Here is a 21323-nt window from a genome sequence, read left to right as displayed (position 1 = left end):
CAACTGACGGCGGGCATAGAGCGACATCATGACTTCTTGCCCTCAAGACTGGATTCCAGACGCAGGAGCAAAAGTTTCGCCAGCGCCAGGACGATGAAGGTGATGACGAAAAGAATCAGACCGAGCGCCAGCAACGAGGATTTATACAAGCTCGTCGTGGCCTCGGTGAATTCGTTGGCGATGACCGAAGCGATCGAACTGCCAGGCATCAAGAGGCTGGCGCTCAGATTGTTGGCGTTGCCGATGATGAAGGTCACCGCCATGGTCTCACCCAAAGCGCGGCCGAGACCCAGAAAAATACCGCCCGTCACCGCGGTGCGGGTGAATGGAAGAATAACGTGACGTGCAACCTCCCAGGTCGTTGAGCCCAGCGCGTAGGCTGACTCTTTCAAGGCTGCAGGCGTGATGAGGAACACGTCACGCATGATGGAGGCGATGAATGGAATGATCATGATGGCCAGCACGATGCCGGCCGAGAGCATACCAATACCCATCGGCGGCCCTTGAAATAGCACGCCAATGCCAGGAATAGCACCGAGATGGTCGTTGATCCAGGGCTCGATCTGGGCAAAGCGCGGTGCGAACACGAGCAGCCCCCACATGCCGTAGATGATGCTTGGAATGGCCGCCAGCAGTTCGATGACGGCCGAAATCGGGCCGCGCAACCAGCGCGGCGACAGTTCTGAGATGAACAGGGCGATGCCGAAACTCACGGGCACCGCGATCACCATCGCAATTGCCGAACTCACCAGCGTGCCGATGATGAACACCAGCGCGCCATACTCGTTGGTGACCGGGTCCCAAGTGCTGGTGACGAGGAATTTCCAGCCGAAGGTGTGCAGCGCCTGCCAACCCTCGACAACCAGCGAGATCATGACTGCAACCAGCGTCGCCGCCACGATGAAGGCGATGAAACCCGTGCCTTTTCGGAACAAAAAATCCGCGGAAGAAGAACTCTTCTTCCCCGCGGATTTCTGCTCCGAAGCTGCAACCAATTCAAACTGTTCGCTTGCCACAACCTCGGAACCATTCATATCGAGCTTCTTTCTGATCAATCAGATACCCAGATTTGTTTTCCAGTAGGCCTTGATGGCAGCAACAGTAGTAGGAGGCAGCGGACCGAAGGCGATGGACTCGGCCATGGACTGGCCCTTGTCAAATCCCCACAGGAAGAATTTGGTCACTTCCTCGTTGGTGGCTTTGGGTGCATTCTTGCGCAGGATCTGCCAGGTGCAGCCCGAGATCGGCCAAGTGTCAGGCCCAGTGTGGTCGGTGAGGATCACATAGAAATCTTGCGCCTTGGTGAAGTCGACGTGGGCTGCTGCATCCTGGAAGCCCTTGAGGCTGGGGCTGACGACCTTGCCATCGCGGTTGATCATGCGGGCATAGTTCATTTTGTTTTCGAGGATGTATGCGTACTCGACGTAGCCAATCGAACCTGGAATACGTTGCACGTACGCGGCCACACCTTCATTGCCCTTGCCGCCCACGCCAACCGGCCAGTTCAGCGAGGTGTTGGCGCCGACTTTTTCTTTCCACTCGGGGCTGATCTTCGATAGATAGTCAGCAAACGTGAAGGTGGTGCCCGAGCCGTCAGAGCGATGTACCACAGTGATGGCTATGTCGGGCAGCTTCACGCCTGGGTTAAGTTTTTCCAGCGCGGGATCGTTCCACTTCTTGATCTTGCCGAGGTAGATGTCAGCGACGACCGGGCCGCTGAGGATCAGTTCACCCGGCTTGATGCCAGGCAGGTTCATAACCAGATCTTCGCCCGCAACAGCGGTGGGGAATTGGATCAGCCCTTTCTTGGCGAGTTCTTCGGGTTTGAGGGGCATGTCGCTGGCGCCAAAGGCCACGGTGCCGGCCTCGATCTGCGCGATGCCGCCGCCGGAACCGATAGACTGGTAGTTCACCTTGTTACCGGTTTCCTTTTCGTAGGCAGCGGACCACTTCGCCACCAGCGGATACACCCAGGTGCTTCCAGCACCGGTCAAATTCACGCCAGCAAAGGCGGTGGTCATCAGGCTGGCAGCAGCCACGCCGGACACGGCAACAGCAACTGCAGCTTTGGCAAACAATCGACGATTCAATTTCATGAGTCACTCTCCTAGGGATGGATTCGGCGTGGTTCTTAGCCACGACAGCCATCCTAGGTATGCATTGTGACAATCATATGACGGCCATGGGTGCCCTGCGGCATCACAATGGACGCAGCGAGTCGGCGAGTTCTCGCGCAGTCTGCTCGCCAACTTGCGCATCGGCATGTTCAACCATGATGCGCAGCACCGGTTCGGTGCCGCTGGGGCGAATGAGGACGCGGCCGCTGCCGTTGAGGCTGCCTTCCGCGGCGGCCCGGGCCTGGGCAAAACCCGCGTGTGTCTTCCAGTCCAGGCCGGGCGGGAGCTTGACGTTGAGCAGCGTCTGTGGAAACAGGCGCAGGGCGGCGAGTTGCTCGGCCAGGCTCCTGCCGGTGCGCACCACCAACTCCAGCATTTGCAGGGCGGCGACGACGCCGTCGCCCGTCGTGTGGCGGTCCAGCAGCAGGATGTGTCCGGAGCCCTCCCCGCCCAGTTGCCAACCGCGTGCCAGCAGTTCCTCCAGCACATAGCGGTCGCCCACGGCTGCGCGCACGAACTCCAGGCCCTGCGCCTTGATGGCCTGCTCGACGGCGAGATTGGTCATGAGCGTGCCCACCACGCCGGTGGGTTTGCGGTCCACCGCCAGCAGGTAGAGCAATTCGTCGCCGTTGAACAGGCGGCCTTGGCTGTCCACGATCTGCAAGCGGTCGGCATCACCATCGAGGGCAATGCCGTAGTCGGCGCGATTGGCCTTGACCGCGCGGATCAAGGCATCCGGCGCGGTGGCGCCGACGTCTTTGTTGATGTTGAAGCCGTCGGGCTGCACGCCGATGGAAATGACCTCGGCACCGAGTTCGTGAAACACCGCCGGGGCAATATGATACGCCGCGCCATGGGCGCAGTCCACCACCAGACGCAGACCTTTCAAGGTCAGGTGGTTGGGAAAGGTGCTTTTGCAGAACTCGATGTAGCGCCCTGCCGCATCGTCCAGCCGGCGTGCTTTGCCGAGTTGTTCGGAAGGCACGCAACCCTCGGCGGCGGGCAGTTCCGCTTCGACTTCCAATTCCCAGGCATCGGGCAGTTTGCTGCCGCCGGCGGAAAAGAACTTGATGCCGTTGTCGGCAAACGGGTTGTGTGAGGCGCTGATGACCACGCCCAGATCCAGCCGCAGCGCCCGCGTGAGGTAGGCCACGCCGGGCGTGGGCAGTGGCCCGACCAGCACCACATCACAGCCAGCGGCCGAAAAACCGCATTCCAGCGCCGCTTCGAGCATATAGCCCGACACCCGCGTGTCCTTGCCGATGAGCACCACCGGGCGCTCCACGCCATGCCGACGCAGCACGCGCCCGGCAGCATGGCCCAGGCGCAAGCCGAATTCAGGGACGATGGGGCTCTTGCCCACGCGTCCGCGCACGCCATCGGTTCCGAAATACTGTCTGTTCATCTTGGCTCCATCGCTTGAAGGTTGGTGCACTGTAGGCATTGGGTTGGATTTTGCCAAACCGCGATTGCGGGATGATGGAAGGCTGCCCTCAACCGCGCAAGGCCGTCCATACTTTCAAGGCGTCGACGGTGGCGGCAACGTCATGCACGCGAACGATCCGTGCGCCTGCGGCGACGCAAGCCAGCGCCGCGGCAAGACTGCCGGGAAGGCGGTCGGCAACCGGGCGCCCGGAAGTGCCGCCGATCATGGACTTGCGCGAAACCCCCACCAGGACTGGATAGCCGCAAGCCGTCAGCGCTTCGAGCCCCTGCGCCAAGGCAATGTTGTGAACCAGGGACTTGCCAAAACCGAATCCAGGATCGAGGCAAAGGCGAGAGGCGGGAACGCCCAGCGCCAGGAGACCAGCAGTTCGCTGCAACAGAAAATCGCGCACTTCGACCGCCACGTCGCCATAGTGAGGTTGGAGTTGCATGGTGCCGGGTTCGCCCTGCATGTGCATCAGACAGATGCCGGCTTGCGAAGCTGCGACGATGGCCTCGGCCCCAGGCATGCGCAGAGCATAGACGTCGTTGATGATGTCCACGCCCAGATCGAGCGCACGCTGCATGGTCTGGGGCTTGTAGCTGTCGACCGAAATCGGCACACCCCACTGCACGGCCTCGCGCAACACGGGCTCGATGCGCGCCCACTCGGTGTCGGCATCCACAGCGCGGGAGCCGGGCCGCGTGGACTCGCCGCCGATATCGAGGATGTCGGCTCCCGCCTCCACCAGCCCGCTTGCATGACGGATCGCCGAGTTGGCGTCGTCATGCTGGCCGCCATCGGAAAACGAGTCCGGCGTGACGTTGACGATGCCCATGACCAAGGGGCGCGAAAGCGCCAACCGGAATCGACCCGCCGACCAGGGTTGAATCATGGAATGTCGATCCAGGCGTGGTTGGGTTGCCGATGAAAAAACGGCCCGGTGTCGACCGGGCCGTTGCTTCGAATGGGCGACTCAGGCAGCCGATGCCGATGGCGCGTCGGCGGGCAAGCCGCTGGGCCGCCCTGCGGCCGGTGGCTGCTGGCCCGTGGTGGTCGCACCAGGCGGTTTGGGCGCGCGCGGCGGGCGGCCGGACATGATGTCCTCGATCTGGTCGGAGTCGATGGTTTCCCACTCCAGCAAGGCCCGGGCCATGGCATGCATCTTGTCCTTGTTGTCCTCGATGAGCTTGCGTGCAAGCGCGTATTGCTCGTCGATGATGCGGCGAATTTCGCCATCGACCTTCTGCATGGTCTGTTCGGACACATGGGTGGTCTTGGTGATGGAGCGGCCGAGGAACACCTCGCCTTCGTTCTCGGCGTAGACCATCGGCCCGAGAGCATCCGACATGCCGTAGCGCGTCACCATGTCACGCGCCAATTGCGTGGCGCGCTCGAAGTCGTTGGATGCGCCGGTGGTCATCTGGTCCATGAACACTTCTTCGGCGATGCGCCCACCGAACAGCACCGAGATCATGCTGAGAATGCGGTCCCGATCCATGCTGTAGCGATCGTTCTCCGGCAACTGCATGGTCAGGCCCAGGGCGCGGCCGCGCGGGATGATGGTGACCTTGTGCACCGGGTCGGTCTTGGGCATCAACCTGGCGACCAGGGCATGGCCGGACTCGTGATAAGCCGTGTTGCGGCGCTCGTCCTCGGGCATGACCATGCCCTTGCGCTCGGCGCCCATCATGATCTTGTCCTTGGCGCGCTCGAAATCTTCCATCTCGACCAGCCGGCCACTACGACGGGCGGCAAACAGCGAGGCCTCATTCACCAGGTTGGCCAGATCGGCGCCAGAGAAACCAGGCGTGCCGCGCGCGAGAATGTCGGCACGCACATCGGGGCCGATGGGGGCCTTGCGCATGTGCACGATCAGAATCTGCTCGCGACCACGAATGTCCGGAAGCTGCACATAGACCTGGCGGTCGAAGCGGCCAGGACGCAGCAGTGCCGGGTCGAGAATGTCGGGACGGTTGGTGGCCGCGATCACGATGACGCCGAGGTTGGTGTCGAAACCATCCATCTCGACCAGCATCTGGTTGAGGGTTTGTTCACGCTCGTCGTTGCCGCCGCCGAGGCCCGCGCCGCGATGCCGCCCGACGGCGTCGATTTCATCGATGAAGATGATGCAGGGTGCATGCTTCTTCGCCGTCTCGAACATGTCGCGCACGCGGGATGCGCCCACGCCGACGAACATTTCGACGAAGTCGGAGCCCGAAATGGAAAAGAAAGGAACCTTGGCTTCGCCGGCCACGCTCTTGGCCAGCAGCGTTTTACCTGTGCCAGGAGGGCCGACAAGCAAGACCCCGCGAGGGATGCGCCCACCGAGTTTCTGGAATTTTTGCGGGTCTTTGAGAAAGTCGACCAGTTCTTTGACTTCTTCCTTCGCTTCATCGCACCCGGCCACGTCAGCGAAAGTCACGGTGTTGCTGGATTCGTCGAGCAGGCGTGCCTTGGACTTGCCAAAACTGAACGCGCCCCCACGGCCGCCGCCCTGCATCTGACGCATGAAGTAGACCCACACGCCGATGAGCAGCAGCATGGGGAACCAGGAGATCAGGATCTGCATGAGGAAGGACTGCTCCTCGCGTGGGGCGCCGGTCACCTGCACGCCGTCCTTGATGAGGTCTCCCACCATCCACAGGTCGCCAGGCGAAGTCAGCGCATAGCGCCGGCCTTCGGTCGTGGTCACGTCCAACGTGCCGCTCTGATGCACGATCACCTTTTTCACGCGGCCTTGCTTGGCCTCTTGCATGAACTGGGTGTAGCTCACGGAGTCGGTCGGTGCCGTGCGATCGAACTGCTTGAACACGGTGAAGAGCACCAGCCCGATCACCAGCCAGATTGCAACTTTGGAAAACCATTGATTGTTCAAAACAGACTCCTGGGGCTCCAGTGTGGAGCAAACGAGTGAATCGCAGCACTCTCAATCTGCGCCCGATTCTAGGCGAATCAAGCCTTGACCCCTGTATTTCTCCGAGTAAACCCACAAGGCCGAAGGAAATTTTTAGCCTGTAGCTATGAAAATTACCACAACAATAGCTTACTCAGGAATCGTCGCCGCCATTTTGGGATCCATCCCCAAAATGAACACCTCTGCCGAGCGGTCCCGCGAAGCCTTGGGTTTGATCGCCTTCACGGTTTTGAACTGCAGTTTGAAACGGTTGACGATCTGGCTGAAATAGCCCGTGTGAAAGCTCTTGATCAGCATCACGCCATCATCGCTCAGCCAGTTGCGCGCAAAGTCGAGCGCGAGGTCGGCGAGGTGTTCGATGCGCGCAGCGTCGGCCGAGGCGATGCCCGAAAGATTGGGCGCCATGTCCGACAGCAAAACATCCACCCGCCTGCCCTGCAGCGCCGCTTCGAGTTGGGCCAGCACTTCGGCTTCGCGGAAGTCGCCCTGAATGAACTGCACGCCGGTCACCGGTTCCATGGGCAGCAAATCCAGCGCAACGACCGTTCCGCGCAGGCTGCCGTCGGGACTGGCCAGTTTGCGACCCAGGTATTGCGACCAGGCTCCGGGCGCGCTGCCAAGATCCACCACGACATGGCCGGGCTGAACGAGCTTGTTGGCTTCGTCGATTTCCTGCAGTTTGTAGACGGCGCGCGAGCGGTAGTTGTCCTTCTGCGCCCGCTTGACGAACGGGTCGTGCAGATGCTCGTTCAACCAGGCTTTCTTGAAACGATTTTTTTTCATGAGGACAGGTTTTTCATCGAGGCATTTGAAGTTGCCGATGGCGCGGCGGGCAGAAGACGGATAATCCAGGCATGACCACCTTGCACCTCACACCAGCCGACCGAAGCACCAAGCGCGCCCAGGCCCATCCGCTCAAACCGACCGTGCTCATCGGCGACCAGGGTCTGACCGAAGCGGTCATGGCCGAAATTGATCGCGCCTTGTCGTCCCACGGTCTGATCAAGGTGCGTGTGGCCTCGGATGATCGCCTGGCCCGTGCCGAAAGCATGGAACGCATTTGTGAAACTCTCGGTGCCGCGCCGGTGCAAAGTATCGGCAAGATTCTGGTGCTGTTCCGGCCCATTCCGCTCGAACGCGATGACGCTTCAACGGGCAAAACCAAGGGCGCCGGCCCCAAGCAGGTGAAAGTTGTCGTGCCCTCCACCAGCCCCACCCACCGCGCCCGCATCAAACGCGTGACCGTGCTGGGGAACGAGCGGCTGACGGCCACGGGCAAGGTCAAGCGCGCCAAACCACGTCAATCCAGCATCAAAAAAATTCGTCTGGGCTGAAGTCGTTCCAGCGAGCCGCCAGAACCGTCTGGCTCAAGCTCCGGTTCGCCATTCAGCTGCGGCCGGCAGCTTCCAGACATACGCAAAAACGCACACCGCCTGCAACAAATAGACCAGGCTTGCGGCTGCATGCCACATGCCGGCATTGGGTGCATGGTTGACGGCAGCTTGAATCAGGTTGGGCACCACGCCGAACTCGCCGAGCACGGCAAAGAAAATGCCGCCAAGCACCAGGAAAAAAGGCGTTGCCGCCGAGAGCGGCTGGGCGTGACGGCGCTCCAGCAAAGCCAGCACGATGCCGAGGATCACGGCGGCAAGGGTCATGAGATAAAACAGGCGACTGGCCACCATGGCGGCCAGCATCTTGTCCGGCACGATGGCAAAGGCCGTTGGCGCGCCGATCAGGCCAACTGCCGCCAAGCCGCCAAGCCACAAGGCTGCGAACAGGAAGCGCAGGCGCAAGTGCATGAGCGCGTTCATGTGTATTTCACCTTGACGATTTCATAGCCACGCACGCCGCCCGGCGCCATGACCTGGGCGATGTCGCCCTCCTCCTTGCCGATGAGCGCACGGGCGATGGGCGAACTCACCGAAATCATGCCCAGCTTCAAGTCGGCCTCATCGTCGCCGACGATCTGGTAGACCACGACATCGCCGCTTTCCTCGTCCGACAACTCCACGGTGGCGCCGAACACCACGCTGCCTTCGGCATGCAGTTCGGCAGGGTCGATGATTTGCGCCGACGACAGCTTGGTTTCCAACTCGGCAATTCGGCCTTCGATGAAGCCCTGACGATCTTTCGCCGCTTCATACTCGGCGTTTTCCGACAAGTCGCCCTGTGCCCGTGCCTCGGCAATGGCTTGAATGACGGCATGGCGCTCAACGGATTTGAGGCGCTGCAGTTCGGCCTTGAGTTTTTCCGCGCCACGGCGGGTCATGGGTGTTGGCATGGGTGATGCATCCGGTGATGGAGTTTCAAAAAAAACGCCGCAGCAGCGCACTGCCACGGCGATTCATCGGTGTACTGCTTCAGTGTGCCAAACGCAGCGACTGATGTAAAGCCTGCAGGGGATAGACCTCGAACTGCTGCAGGCATTTCATGCCTTCCACCGCGGCTTCGGCCCCTGCAATGGTGGTGAATGTGGCCACGCGGCTGGCCAGGGCGGTGATGCGGATGGCACGTGAATCGGCAATGGCGTTGCGCCGCTCTTCAACCGTGTTGACCACCAGCACGATGTCGCCGTTTTTCATCATGTCGACGACATTGGGCCGGCCTTCGGTCACCTTGTTGACCACTTCCACGGGCAGGCCAGCCGCCACCAAGGATGCCGCCGTGCCGCGCGTGGCCGTGAGCAGGAAACCCATGGCCACCAACTCGCGCGCGACTTCCACCATGCGCGCCTTGTCGTTGTTCTTGACGGACAAGAACACCTTGGCGCTGCCGGGAACGCCCGCCTCGGGCAAGCGCGAACCCGCAGCGATTTGCGATTTGACGAAAGCCTCGCCAAAGCTGCGGCCCACACCCATCACCTCACCGGTGGATTTCATTTCGGGGCCGAGTATGGGATCGACACCGGGGAATTTGACGAAGGGGAAAACCGCCTCTTTCACACTGAAGTAGCCGGGCACGACTTCAGCGGGAATGCGCTGCTGCGCCAGGGTCTGGCCGACCATGCAGCGCGCGGCGATCTTGGCCAGTTGCAGGCCGGTGGCCTTGGAGACGAAGGGAACGGTGCGGGAAGCACGGGGATTGACCTCGAGCACGAAGATGCGGTCTTCGCCGCCGTCTTGCTGGATCGCGAACTGCACGTTCATCAAGCCCACCACATTCAGCCCATGCGCCATGGCCACGGTCTGGCGCTTGAGCTCGGCGATGGTGGTGGCCGACAGCGAATACGGCGGCAGCGAGCAGGCCGAATCGCCCGAGTGCACGCCGGCCTGTTCGATGTGTTCCATGACGCCGGCGACGAACACGTCGTGGCCGTCGCAGATGGCGTCGACATCGCATTCGATGGCATCGTTGAGAAAGCGGTCGAGCAGCACCGGCGAGTCGTGCGACACCTTGACCGCCTCACGCATATAGCGTTCGAGATCGCGCTGCTCGTGCACGATGTCCATCGCCCGCCCGCCCAGCACATAGCTGGGGCGCACCACCAGCGGATAGCCGATGTCCTCGGCCTTGGCGATGGCCTCCGCCTCGGAGCGCGCGGTGCGGTTGGCCGGCTGCAGCAAACCCAGGTCGTTGATGAGATGCTGGAAACGCTCGCGGTCCTCGGCGGCGTCGATCATGTCGGGGCAGGTGCCGATGATGGGCACACCCGCGGCCTCCAGCGCCAGCGCCAGCTTCAGCGGCGTCTGCCCGCCGTATTGCACGATGACGCCGGCGGGTTTTTCCTTGTCGACGATTTCCAGCACGTCTTCCAGCGTCAGCGGCTCGAAGTAGAGCCGGTCGGAGGTGTCGTAATCGGTGGAGACGGTTTCGGGGTTGCAGTTGATCATGATGGTCTCGTAGCCGTCTTCGCGCAACGCCAATGCCGCATGCACGCAGCAGTAATCGAACTCGATGCCTTGGCCGATGCGGTTGGGCCCGCCGCCCAGCACCACGATCTTCTTGCGGTCGGTGGGCTCGGCCTCGCACTCGTCCTCGTAGGTCGAGTAGAGGTAGGCGGTCTGCGTGGCGAACTCGGCGGCGCAGGTATCGACCCGCTTGTACACCGGGCGCACGCCCAACTCGTGGCGGCGCTTGCGCACGGCACTTTCCGTGGACTTGAGCAGATAGGCCATGCGGCGATCCGAAAAGCCTTTGCGCTTGAGCCAGCGCAGGGTGTCGGCATCGAGCGCTTCGAGCTGGGTGCGCTCGAGCTGCAGTTCGGTATCGACGATGTCCTTGATCTGCGCCAGGAACCAGGGGTCGATGCGGGTGAGCTGGTGCACATCATCGAGGCTGAAGCCCTGCGCCAGCGCATCGCCCAGATACCAGATGCGCTCGGGGCCGGGCTCGCCGAGTTCGCGCTCCAGCGTCTCGCGGTCGGTGGTTTTCTGGTTCAGGCCGTCAACGCCGACTTCCAGACCGCGCAGCGCCTTCTGGAAACTTTCCTGAAAGGTCCGGCCGATGGCCATGACCTCGCCCACCGACTTCATCTGCGTCGTCAGACGTGAATCGGCCTGGGGGAATTTCTCGAAGGCGAAGCGCGGAACCTTGGTGACAACATAGTCGATGGTCGGCTCGAACGACGCCGGGGTGACGCCACCGGTGATGTCGTTGCGCAGCTCGTCAAGCGTGTAGCCCACGGCCAGCTTGGCCGCGATCTTGGCAATGGGGAATCCCGTGGCCTTCGAGGCCAGCGCCGAGGAACGTGACACGCGCGGATTCATCTCGATGACGATCAGCCGTCCGTCAGCCGGATTCACCGCGAACTGCACGTTCGATCCGCCGGTATCCACCCCGATTTCGCGCAGCACGGCGATGCTGGCGTCGCGCATGACCTGGTACTCCTTGTCGGTCAGGGTTTGCGCCGGGGCGACGGTGATCGAGTCGCCGGTGTGCACCCCCATCGGGTCGAGGTTCTCGATCGAGCAGACGATGATGCAGTTGTCCGCGCGGTCGCGCACCACTTCCATCTCGAACTCTTTCCAGCCGATCAGCGATTCCTCGATCAACAGCTCACTGGTCGGCGAGGCTTCGATGCCGCGTTTGCAAATGGTCTCGAACTCTTCCGGGTTGTAGGCGATGCCGCCGCCAGTTCCCCCAAGCGTGAAGCTGGGGCGAATGACGGTGGGAAAGCCGATGGTCTTCTGCACGCCCCAGGCTTCGTCCAGGGTATGGGCGATGCCCGAACGCGCCGAACCCAGGCCGATGCGGGTCATGGCCTGCTTGAACTTCTGCCGGTCCTCGGCCATATCGATGGCCTCGGGCTTGGCACCGATGAGTTCCACGCCGTACTTGGTCAGCACACCGTTGTGGTGCAGGTCGAGGGCGCAGTTCAGCGCGGTCTGTCCGCCCATGGTCGGCAGGATGGCATCGGGCCGTTCGCGGGCAATGATGGTCTCGACCACTTGCCAGGTGATGGGCTCGATATAGGTGACGTCGGCCGTTTCCGGGTCGGTCATGATCGTGGCCGGATTGCTGTTGACCAGAATGACCTTGTAACCCTCTTCGCGCAAGGCCTTGCAGGCCTGGGCCCCGGAATAATCGAACTCGCAGGCCTGGCCGATGACGATGGGGCCGGCGCCGATGATCAGGATGCTGTGAATGTCTGTGCGCTTGGGCATGGGCGATGCTAGTGGAATGCTGGAAAAAATCGGGCTGGATCACTTGATCGACGCCGTGGCGAGCCGCGCGCTGAAGGCCATGAAGGCCGTGCCCACCACGCCGGTGAGCGCGGCGGCAAGGCGGCGATGGCGGCGGAACGCCTCGGCCAGGCGCGAACCGGCGAAGATCAGCGTGGAGAGATAGAGCAGGCTGAAAAATTGCACGATGCCACCCAGGATGAGGAAGGACAGCGCCGGATGCGCATAAGCCGGATCGACGAATTGAATGAAAAACGAAATGAAAAAGAAAATGGCCTTGGGGTTGAGCAGACTGATGAGCAACGCCTTGCCCAGGGGATGCGCGGCGTCGACCCGTGCCGGTGGCGCGGTTGGCGCTTCGGCCTGCTTGTAGCGACGCAACGCGGCGCGCAGCATGTTGAAGCCGATCCAGGCGAGGTAGGCCGCACCCACCAGCTTGACGACGATGAACAGCCAGGCCACCGCTTCGAGCAGACTGGCCAGGCCCGCGGCGGCCAGCACCATGAGCACCGTGTCGCCGATGAAAATGCCGCAGGCACCGAGATAGCCCTGCTTCACGCCGCGCTGCGCGGCCACGCTCAGCACGTACAACGAGTTTGGCCCCGGCAGCAGCACGATGAACACCACACCGAGCACATACAGCCCGATATTGGTGATGCCGAACAAGTCGTGCATGGCGGCCAGACCCAGGCTTCAGGCCGCAGCCCGTTGACGCTGCATCAAGCCAACAAAGCGGTCGAACAGTTCGCCAATATCGTGGGGACCTGGGCTGGCTTCAGGATGGCCCTGGAAACAGAACGCAGGCTTGTCGCGGAATTCAAACCCCTGCAAGGTACCGTCGAACAAGGAAACATGGGTGGTGCGCACATGCAGCGGCAGGGTTTCGGCATCGACAGCGAAGCCGTGGTTCTGACTGGTGATGCTCACCCGCCCGGTATCGAGGTTTTTCACCGGATGGTTGGCCCCATGGTGACCGAATTTCATCTTGAAAGTACGCGCGCCTGCCGCCAAGGCCATGATCTGGTGACCCAGGCAAATGCCGAATATGGGCACGCCATGATCGATCAAGCTGCGGGTTGCGGCGATGGCGTAATCGCAGGGCTCAGGGTCCCCCGGCCCGTTCGACAGGAAGACGCCGTCCGGTCGCAAGGCCAGCACCGCTTCGGCCGTGGTCTGCGCCGGCACCACGGTGACGCGGCAGCCACGCGAGGCCAGCAAACGCAAGATGTTGAACTTGACGCCGAAGTCGTAAGCAACGACGTGAAAGCCAGGTTTGCCCAACTCGCCATAGCCCTGCTCCAGTGACCAAGTGGTTTGCCCCCAGGCATAGGGCTCGGCCGTGCTCACGACCTTGGCCAGATCCATGCCGGCCAAGCCAGAAAAGCTGCGCGCCTTGGCAAGCGCTTGCTCCACATGGGCCGAACTGACGCCTTGGCCGAGGGGCAATGCCATGAGGCAGCCGTTTTGCGCGCCTTTGCTGCGCAGCAGCCGGGTGAGTTTGCGCGTGTCGATGCCGGCCAGGGCAACCGTGCCCGAGCGCCGCAAATAATCGCCCAAGCCTTCGGTTTTGCGAAAATTCGAGTCGAGTTGAGGTAGATCCTTGATGATGAGGCCAGCGGCATGGACTTTCGCGGCCTCCACATCCTCCTGGTTCACGCCGACATTGCCAATATGCGGGTAGGTCAGCGTGACGATTTGCCGACAATAACTCGGGTCGGTGAGAATTTCCTGATAGCCAGTCATGGCAGTGTTAAACACCACCTCACCCGTGGTTTCCCCGGCTGCGCCAATGGAAACACCGTGAAAGACCGAACCGTCGGCAAGGGCCAAAATCGCTTTGGGTTGCAACGGCAGCATTGATTTGTTCTCCGGGCGCGCTTGATGTGGCGTGGCTTGTTGTAGCGTTGAAAACACGCTGTGTTTGGGGTGCGTCGGGTGCGCAAACAACCTCTGTATCCGAACTCGACCCAGCATGACGCAAATCTTTCAAATTATAGCCGTGCCTCCCACCCGCTCCCCCAGCTTCGCACCAAGGTTGGCTTGCGCCGTTCATCCGGGGTGCGGCGTGTCGACCCCGTCTTGGAGGCGCCCCCTCGACAAGCCGATACATTCGGCGGCCAGCCGACCCATCAGAGCGGATCCGGGGTGTGCGATGCTCTGAAAAATCCGTGAAATTCGCTTCTGCAGCCCATCGGCGTCCTCTGGCAAGGTCACGCGCCACCGCCTCCATCGCGGAGGAGACCGGGCCGCGAACAGCGCCCTTCACATCATCGCCATCGGACGGCTGCGCACAGACCCTCGAACGAAGGAGTACGTGGCGCGGCGCATCGCCGAAGGACACTCCAAGCTGGAGCTATCCGCTGCCTCAAGCGATACATCGCACGTGAGGTCTTCACCTTGATTCGACAACGAACCCGGGAGATCGCACAGACGCAATTCGCTGCTTGACACATAGAAGGGCGTCCCGGGTAGTCAGTACACCAGCGAGCACTTCCAGGACCTGCTCAAGGAGCAGGGGATCCAGTGCAGTTGGTGCTGGAGTTGGGCGAGCTGCAATCCAGGGCTGGAACCCACGCAAGCGCCATGGCGATCACCGAGAACGATGTAGTTGCGTTGCTCGACACGCTTTTCGACGGCATGAGCGTCAGCATCGAACGGCAGCGCAGAAAAAACAAGGCCGCACTGGGCGGCCTGTTGAATCGAATCGAGATAAGCCAGGAATCGGACTTGCCGGGCCTGTGCTGCCAGATTGAACCCTATTGCAGGCTTGAAGCTGGCGTCCCCTAGGGGATTCGAACCCCTGTTATCGCCGTGAAAGGGCGGTGTCCTAGGCCTCTAGACGAAGGGGACAGGACTGGTCATGACCTACTGCTGATTGCCTATTGGTGGAGGTAAGCGGGATCGAACCGCTGACCTCTTGCATGCCATGCAAGCGCTCTCCCAGCTGAGCTATACCCCCGAAAGGCACAAAAGCTAAAATCATAAACCATTCCCATGGCTTGGCGCAAGGCTTTGGGCGCAAAAATTAGCCATATGGTTGGCCTCTGTGCACGCCAACTCAATGTCGCATTGTCCCGTCGACTGCGGTCACGGGCTCGACATTGGTCGCTGCCGGCGCTGGGGCCGAAACTGCAGGTGGCTCCTCCGGCAATGGTTGGGGTGCACGCTCCAAGGCTAACTCCAGCACTTTGTCAATCCATTTGACGGGAATGATCTCCAGGCTGTTCTTGATGTTCTCCGGGAACTCCTGCAGGTCTTTCACGTTTTCCTCGGGAATCAGCACAGTCTTGATGCCCCCTCGATGCGCCGCCAGCAGCTTTTCCTTCAAGCCGCCAATTTCAAGCACCTCGCCGCGCAGCGTGATTTCCCCGGTCATCGCCACATCGGCACGCACCGGGATGCCAGTGAGCGCCGAGACGATGGCTGTGGTCATGGCCACGCCGGCGCTGGGACCATCCTTCGGCGTCGCCCCTTCAGGAACGTGAACGTGAAGATCGCTCTTCTCGAAGGCCTCGTCCTTGATACCCAGGCGCTTGGCGCGAACGCGTACGACCGTACGCGCAGCCTCCACCGACTCCTTCATCACGTCGCCGAGCGATCCAGTACGCGTGATCACACCCTTGCCAGGCATTTTCGTGGCTTCGACGGTGAGCAACTCGCCGCCGACCTCGGTCCATGCCAATCCGACGACCTGGCCGACCTGATTCTCACGCCCTGCAAGGCCGAAATTGAAGCGCCGCACCGACAGGAAGTCATTCAAATTGTCAGCCGTGACGGTCACCTTGCCGTCGTACTTCTTCAGCACCTGCCCCTTCACGGCCTTGCGGCAGATCTTGGAGATTTCGCGCTCCAAGGAACGCACGCCGGCCTCGCGGGTGTAGTAGCGCACGATGCCGCGAATGGCGTCTTCCGTCACGTCCAGTTCGTTGTCTTTGACGCCGTTGTTCTTCATCTGCTTGGGCAACAGATAGCGCTGGGCGATATTGACTTTCTCATCCTCGGTGTAACCCGACAGGCGGATGACCTCCATGCGGTCGAGCAGAGCCGGCGGAATGTTGAGCGAATTGCTGGTGGCGACGAACATCACGTCGGACAGGTCGAAATCGACCTCGACATAATGGTCGCTGAACGTGTGGTTCTGCTCAGGGTCAAGCACCTCCAGCAGGGCTGAAGACGGGTCGCCGCGGAAGTCCATGCCGAGTTTGTCCACCTCGTCAAGCAGGAACAGGGGGTTGCGCACCCCCACCTTGTTCAGGCTTTGCAGGATCTTGCCAGGCATCGAGCCGATGTAGGTGCGGCGATGGCCGCGGATCTCGGCTTCGTCGCGCACGCCGCCAAGGGCCATGCGCACGAACTTGCGGCCCGTGGCACGCGCCACCGACTGTCCGAGCGAGGTCTTGCCAACTCCGGGCGGGCCGACGAGGCAGAGGATGGGCGCCTTGACCTTCTCCACGCGCTGCTGCACGGCGAGGTATTCCAGGATGCGTTCCTTGACGCGCTCCAGGCCATAATGGTCCTCGTCCAGCACCTGCTCGGCGAAGGCAAGATCGTGCTTGATCTTGGATTTCTTCGCCCATGGCAGATTGACCAGCACGTCGAGGTAGTTGCGCACCACGGTGGCCTCGGCCGACATGGGCGACATGAGTTTCAACTTCTTCAACTCGGCGTCGGCCTTCTTGCGCGCTTCCTTGGGCATGTGCGCGGCCTTGATCTTCTTCTCCAGCTCCTCGATATCGGCGCCTTCTTCGCCCTCGCCGAGCTCCTTCTGGATGGCCTTGACCTGCTCGTTCAAGTAGTACTCACGCTGGCTTTTCTCCATCTGACGCTTGACGCGGCCACGGATGCGTTTTTCAACTTGCAGAATGTCGACCTCGCGCTCGAGCTGCTCCAGCAGGTTCTCCAGGCGGGCGTGAATATCGGCAAACTCCAGCACCTGTTGCTTGTGCTCGAGCTTGAGCGGCAGGTGGGCGGCGATGGTGTCGGCCAGACGACCAGGATCGTCGATACCGGAAATGGAGGTGAGAATTTCCGGCGGGATTTTCTTGTTCAGCTTGACGTATTGGTCGAACTGCGTGACCACGGCACGACGCAACGCCTCGGACTCGGCCGAGACTTCGGAAGCAGCCTCGACCAACTCGACTTCACAGATGAAAAAGTCGCCGTTGTCTTCGACCTGACTGGCCTTGGCGCGCTGCACTCCCTCCACCAGCACCTTCACCGTGCCGTCGGGCAGCTTGAGCATTTGCAGAATGCTGGACATGCAGCCCATGTCGAACAGGTCCTCGGGCTTGGGTTCGTCTTTGGCCGCCGTTTTTTGCGCGACCAGCATGATTTGCTTGCCGCTCTCCATGGCAGACTCCAAGGCCTTGATGGACTTGGGCCGGCCCACGAACAGCGGGATGACCATATGCGGGAACACGACCACGTCTCGCAAAGGCAAGAGCGGTACTGCGGATGTGGCCTGGACGTCGGCCTGGGAAGCGGGAATCTGGGATTCGGCCATGGGGAGCACCCTTGAATGGAATGAACTGCAAATGGGGCATCAAGCCCGGATTACAAGGCAACCCGCGTGCTCTGGCGGGAAAGGCTTCAGGCTCCCGCAGCCTTGGGAGGGTCTTGGTAGGTCAAGAGCGGCTTTCCGGCGGTATTGATGGTGTTTTCATCCACCATGACGCTGGTGACACCCTTCAGATTGGGAATCTCGAACATGGTTTCCAGCAGGGACTGCTCGACGATGGAGCGCAGCCCGCGCGCGCCGGTACGACGCTGCAGGGCCTTGTGGGCAATGGCCGAAAGCGCTGATGGGCGGAATTCCAGCTTGACCCCATCCATCTCGAACAACTTCTGGTATTGCTTGACCAGGGCGTTGCGCGGCTCCGTCAGGATTTGCACCAGTGCTGCCTCATCGAGTTCGGACAGCGTGGCCGCAACCGGCAAACGGCCCACCAACTCTGGAATCAGACCGAACTTGATGAGATCCTCAGGTTCGATTTGACGGAAGGCTTCCGACACGCTTTGCTGCGACTTGGTGCGCACCGTGGCGGAAAAACCGATGCCGGATTTTTCCGAGCGGTTCTGGATGATTTTCTCCAAACCGTCGAAAGCCCCGCCGCAAATGAACAGAATATTGGTGGTGTCGACCTGGATGAAGTCCTGGTTCGGATGCTTGCGCCCGCCCTGCGGCGGCACCGAAGCCATGGTGCCCTCGATGAGTTTGAGCAGCGCCTGCTGCACGCCTTCTCCCGACACATCGCGGGTGATGGATGGGTTTTCCGATTTACGCGAAATCTTGTCGATTTCGTCGATGTAGACGATGCCGCGCTGCGCCTTCTCGATCTCGTAATTGCAACTCTGCAGCAGCTTCTGAATGATGTTCTCGACGTCCTCGCCCACATAGCCGGCTTCGGTCAGCGTGGTGGCGTCCGCAATGACGAAGGGCACGTTGAGCACCCTCGCCAGGGTCTGCGCCAGCAGGGTCTTGCCCGAGCCGGTGGGGCCGATGAGCAGGATATTGCTCTTGGCCAGTTCCACTTCGCCCGGCTTGGCCGCGTGTTGCAGACGCTTGTAGTGGTTGTAGACAGCCACCGAAAGGGTGCGCTTGGCCGATTCCTGGCCAATGACGTACTGGTCGAGAATGTCCTTGATTTCCTGCGGAATGGGCAAGTCGGACTTGGCCAGGCGCTCGGCCTTGTCTGATGCGACGGCCTCGTCGCGGATGATCTCGTTGCAGAGGTCGATGCATTCATCACAGATGAAGACCGAAGGACCCGCAATGAGCTTTTTCACCTCATGCTGGCTTTTGCCGCAAAAGGAACAGTACAGAATCTTCTCGCCTGCGGGGGTTTTCTTGTCAGCCATGGCCGGTTGCTTGAAAGACTGGGTGAATGACGCGCCTTGAAACGAGCGTCTTAGCTGCGCTTGGCAATGACTTCGTCGAGCAGCCCGTAGTCCTTGGCCTGCTCGGCGGACATGAAAAAGTCGCGTTCGGAGTCCTGCGCGATTTTCTCCAGCGGCTGCCCGGTGCGCTCGGCAAGAATGGCGTTGAGCCGCTCGCGCAGGTAGAGAATTTCGCGCGCCTGAATTTCGATGTCGGTAGCCTGCCCCTGCGCGCCACCCGAGGGCTGGTGAATCATCACGCGGGAATTGGGCAGGGAGTAGCGCTTGCCCTTGGCACCGGCTGCCATCAGGAAGGCGCCCATGCTCGCGGCAATGCCGGTGCACAGCGTGGAGACATCGGGCTTGATGAACTGCATGGTGTCGTAGATGGCCAGGCCGGCCGAAACCGAGCCGCCGGGCGAGTTGATGTAGAGCGAGATGTCCTTGTCGGGATTTTCCGACTCCAGAAACAGCAATTGCGCAACGACAAGATTGGCGGTCTGGTCATTGACCGGGCCGACCAGAAAAATCACCCGTTCGCGCAGCAGACGCGAGTAGATGTCATAGGCACGTTCACCCCGTCCGCTCTGCTCGATGACGATGGGAACCATGCCGAGATTTTGGGTTTCGATAGCGCTCATGGATCTGCATTTCAATGGAATGAGGCAAGGTTAGCATGGCACCGACTGTGCTTGGAACCCTGCCGCGAAAACCTGCCACACAGGCATGACATCCCCATGAAAAAGCCGCCCGGCCACCGTGCAAACGGCAGGCGGGCGGCCCCTCGGATGCCTGCCTCAGGCGGCTTGCGTCTGCATCACCTCATCGAAGCTCAGAGTCTTGTCGGTGGTCTTCGCCCGGGAGAAGACGAAATCGGCCACATTGTGTTCAATCACGATGGATTCGACCTCGGACAAACGCTGCGGGTCACCGTAGTACCAGCGCAACACGTCCTGGGGAGTTTCGTAGCTGGACGCGAGCGACTCGACATGCGCGCGCACCTGCTCGGGCTTGGCATGCAGTTCATGCTCTTTCACCAGTTCGGCCACGATCAGCCCCAAGCGCACGCGGCGCTCGGCCTGCTCGCGGAACAGGTCGGGTGACAACGGCAGTTTCTCAACGTCTTTCATGCCACGCGATTGCAGGTCCTGGCGGGCCGATTGCACGAGTTGCTCGATTTCCTTGCTCACGATGCTGGCCGGCAGGTCGACGCTGTTGACCTTGAGCAAGCCTTCCATCGCCGCCTGCTTGTTGCGCGCGGCCAGACGGGCGGCAATTTCGCGTTCCAGGTTTTTGCGAATGTCGTCACGCAGCTTCTGCATGTCGCCGTCGGCCACGCCCAAGGCTTTGGCGAAGTCGGCATTCAGCTCGGGCAGTTGCGGGGCTTCCACCCGTGTCACAGTGAGCGAGAACTGCGCGGTCTTGCCGGCCACTTCGCGGCCTTGGTAGTCCTCCGGGAAATGCAGGTCGAAGCTGACCGTGGAGCCGGGCTTCTGGCCACGCGCTGCGGTTTCGAACTCGGGCAACATGCGGCCTTCACCCAGCACGAACTGGAAGTCGTCGGCGCTGCCACCGGGGAACGCCACGTCGTCGAGCTTGCCGATGAAGTTCACGGTGAGTTGGTCGCCGTCGCGTGCCGCGTTGTCGGCCTCGTCGCGGGCCTGGAACGTGCGGCGTTGCTTGCGCAGGATTTCCATCGTCTTGTCGATGGCGGGTTCGTCCACGCTGCTGGTGATGCGCTCCAGTTCCAGACTGCTCAGATCGCCCAGGGCCACATCGGGATACACCTCGAACACGGCGTCGAAAGCAATCGCCTCGGCAGCGTCAGTCGTCTCGTGCGGGGTGAATGCGGGCATGCCGGCCACGCGCACATGCGCGGCATTCACGGCTTCATAGAACACATTGCCCACCTTGTCTTGCAGCACTTCGGCCTCGACCGATGGGCCGTAGCGCTTTTGCATCACCGACAGCGGCACCTTGCCAGGGCGAAAGCCGGACACGCGTGCGGTACGAGCCAGGTTTTTCAAACGGGCCAGAACTTCGCTCTGCAGTTCGGTCTTGGGCACCGAAACGGTGATGCGGCGTTGCAGTTTGTCCAGGGTTTCTACGGCTGTCATGGGAATTCCGATCGTGAAAAAGAATGAGGATGCCGTGGTGCGAGGGGGGGGACTCGAACCCCCACGCCGGTGAAGGCGTCAGGACCTAAACCTGGTGCGTCTACCAATTTCGCCACCCTCGCAAGGGACCAGGCGCAACATGCCTGCACGCTTGCGAACTGCGGCCATCGCCATCGCAAGCCGGATGCAAGACTGCACTGCGCCATCGGCAAACGCTCTATTTTATCCTCTGGCCTGCGCGGGCCT

17 protein-coding genes, 3 tRNA genes and 1 pseudogene are annotated in these 21323 nt (G+C 61.3%); 3 read left to right on the top strand and 18 right to left on the bottom strand.

Annotation, left to right across the window (positions count from 1 at the left end; all coding sequences use genetic code 11):
* Positions 1-26: 26 nt before the first annotated feature.
* The 6 genes from pstC to THIX_RS09665 form a co-directional block, all read right to left on the bottom strand.
* A complete protein-coding gene (gene pstC / locus THIX_RS09690; RefSeq protein WP_112486081.1) occupies positions 27-1034 on the bottom strand; it encodes a phosphate ABC transporter permease subunit PstC in 1008 nt (335 codons plus the stop codon).
* 21 nt (positions 1035-1055) lie between these two features.
* A complete protein-coding gene (pstS, locus tag THIX_RS09685) occupies positions 1056-2096 on the bottom strand; it encodes a phosphate ABC transporter substrate-binding protein PstS (RefSeq protein ID WP_112486080.1) in 1041 nt (346 codons plus the stop codon).
* A 103-nt stretch (positions 2097-2199) separates the two neighbouring features.
* Positions 2200-3522 (bottom strand): phosphoglucosamine mutase, encoded by a 1323-nt coding sequence (gene glmM / locus THIX_RS09680; protein ID WP_112486079.1) that lies wholly within the window; start codon positions 3520-3522, stop codon positions 2200-2202.
* Positions 3523-3610: 88 nt separating this feature from the next.
* Positions 3611-4438, bottom strand: coding sequence for a dihydropteroate synthase (gene folP, locus THIX_RS09675; protein WP_112486078.1), 828 nt, complete (start codon positions 4436-4438; stop codon positions 3611-3613).
* A gap of 81 nt (positions 4439-4519) precedes the next feature.
* Entirely contained in the window at positions 4520-6421 is a 1902-nt protein-coding gene (gene ftsH, locus THIX_RS09670) for an ATP-dependent zinc metalloprotease FtsH (RefSeq protein ID WP_112486077.1), read from the bottom strand.
* Between the two features lie 168 nt (positions 6422-6589).
* Positions 6590-7243, bottom strand: a complete 654-nt coding sequence (locus THIX_RS09665) for an RlmE family RNA methyltransferase (RefSeq protein ID WP_112486076.1) — start codon at positions 7241-7243, stop codon at positions 6590-6592.
* A 71-nt stretch (positions 7244-7314) separates the two neighbouring features.
* Here THIX_RS09665 and THIX_RS09660 point away from each other — a divergent pair, with 71 nt between their 5' ends.
* Entirely contained in the window at positions 7315-7794 is a 480-nt protein-coding gene (locus THIX_RS09660; protein ID WP_112486075.1) for a YhbY family RNA-binding protein, read from the top strand.
* Positions 7795-7827: 33 nt separating this feature from the next.
* On the opposite strand, the gene THIX_RS09655 is transcribed toward THIX_RS09660, so the two are convergent.
* From THIX_RS09655 to carA, 5 genes are all read right to left on the bottom strand, one after another.
* Positions 7828-8274, bottom strand: a complete 447-nt coding sequence (locus THIX_RS09655) for a DUF4149 domain-containing protein (protein ID WP_112486074.1) — start codon at positions 8272-8274, stop codon at positions 7828-7830.
* Positions 8271-8744, bottom strand: a complete 474-nt coding sequence (greA, locus tag THIX_RS09650; RefSeq protein ID WP_112486073.1) for a transcription elongation factor GreA — start codon at positions 8742-8744, stop codon at positions 8271-8273. Before greA ends, THIX_RS09655 begins: the two co-directional genes overlap by 4 nt.
* Before the next feature lie 79 nt (positions 8745-8823).
* The gene (gene carB, locus THIX_RS09645; protein ID WP_112486072.1) at positions 8824-12066 is read right to left on the bottom strand and encodes a carbamoyl-phosphate synthase large subunit; all 3243 of its coding nucleotides are present in this window, start codon (positions 12064-12066) and stop codon (positions 8824-8826) included.
* 39 nt (positions 12067-12105) lie between these two features.
* Positions 12106-12759 (bottom strand): leucine efflux protein LeuE, encoded by a 654-nt coding sequence (gene leuE, locus THIX_RS09640; RefSeq protein ID WP_112486071.1) that lies wholly within the window; start codon positions 12757-12759, stop codon positions 12106-12108.
* A gap of 18 nt (positions 12760-12777) precedes the next feature.
* A complete protein-coding gene (gene carA, locus THIX_RS09635) occupies positions 12778-13941 on the bottom strand; it encodes a glutamine-hydrolyzing carbamoyl-phosphate synthase small subunit (RefSeq protein WP_112486070.1) in 1164 nt (387 codons plus the stop codon).
* Positions 13942-14278: 337 nt separating this feature from the next.
* On the opposite strand from carA, the pseudogene THIX_RS09630 reads away from it, so the two are divergent.
* Positions 14279-14532 (top strand): annotated as a pseudogene (locus THIX_RS09630) (transposase); the annotation flags it as partial.
* Between the two features lie 135 nt (positions 14533-14667).
* A complete protein-coding gene (locus THIX_RS09625; RefSeq protein WP_146748496.1) occupies positions 14668-14871 on the top strand; it encodes a hypothetical protein in 204 nt (67 codons plus the stop codon).
* Here the strand turns inward: THIX_RS09625 and THIX_RS09620 are convergent.
* From THIX_RS09620 to THIX_RS09590, 7 genes are all read right to left on the bottom strand, one after another.
* A tRNA-Glu gene (locus THIX_RS09620) sits at positions 14859-14934 on the bottom strand. The two genes, THIX_RS09625 and THIX_RS09620, sit on opposite strands and share 13 nt — an antisense overlap.
* 33 nt (positions 14935-14967) lie before the next feature.
* Positions 14968-15043 (bottom strand) — tRNA-Ala (locus tag THIX_RS09615).
* A gap of 99 nt (positions 15044-15142) precedes the next feature.
* Entirely contained in the window at positions 15143-17587 is a 2445-nt protein-coding gene (gene lon, locus THIX_RS09610) for an endopeptidase La (protein WP_112486068.1), read from the bottom strand.
* Positions 17588-17673: 86 nt separating this feature from the next.
* A complete protein-coding gene (gene clpX / locus THIX_RS09605) occupies positions 17674-18942 on the bottom strand; it encodes an ATP-dependent Clp protease ATP-binding subunit ClpX (RefSeq protein WP_112486067.1) in 1269 nt (422 codons plus the stop codon).
* A gap of 50 nt (positions 18943-18992) precedes the next feature.
* Positions 18993-19601, bottom strand: coding sequence for an ATP-dependent Clp endopeptidase proteolytic subunit ClpP (gene clpP, locus THIX_RS09600; RefSeq protein ID WP_112486066.1), 609 nt, complete (start codon positions 19599-19601; stop codon positions 18993-18995).
* Between the two features lie 156 nt (positions 19602-19757).
* Positions 19758-21077, bottom strand: coding sequence for a trigger factor (gene tig / locus THIX_RS09595; protein WP_112486065.1), 1320 nt, complete (start codon positions 21075-21077; stop codon positions 19758-19760).
* A 35-nt stretch (positions 21078-21112) separates the two neighbouring features.
* Positions 21113-21199, bottom strand: a tRNA-Leu gene (locus THIX_RS09590).
* Between the last annotated feature and the right edge of the window lie 124 nt (positions 21200-21323).

Source organism: Thiomonas sp. X19 (genome assembly GCF_900089495.1).
In the GTDB taxonomy this organism is placed as follows: Bacteria; Pseudomonadota; Gammaproteobacteria; order Burkholderiales; family Burkholderiaceae_C; genus Thiomonas_A.
Note: the sequence above shows the minus strand (reverse complement) of the source record. Positions and strands in the feature narration are given on the sequence as shown.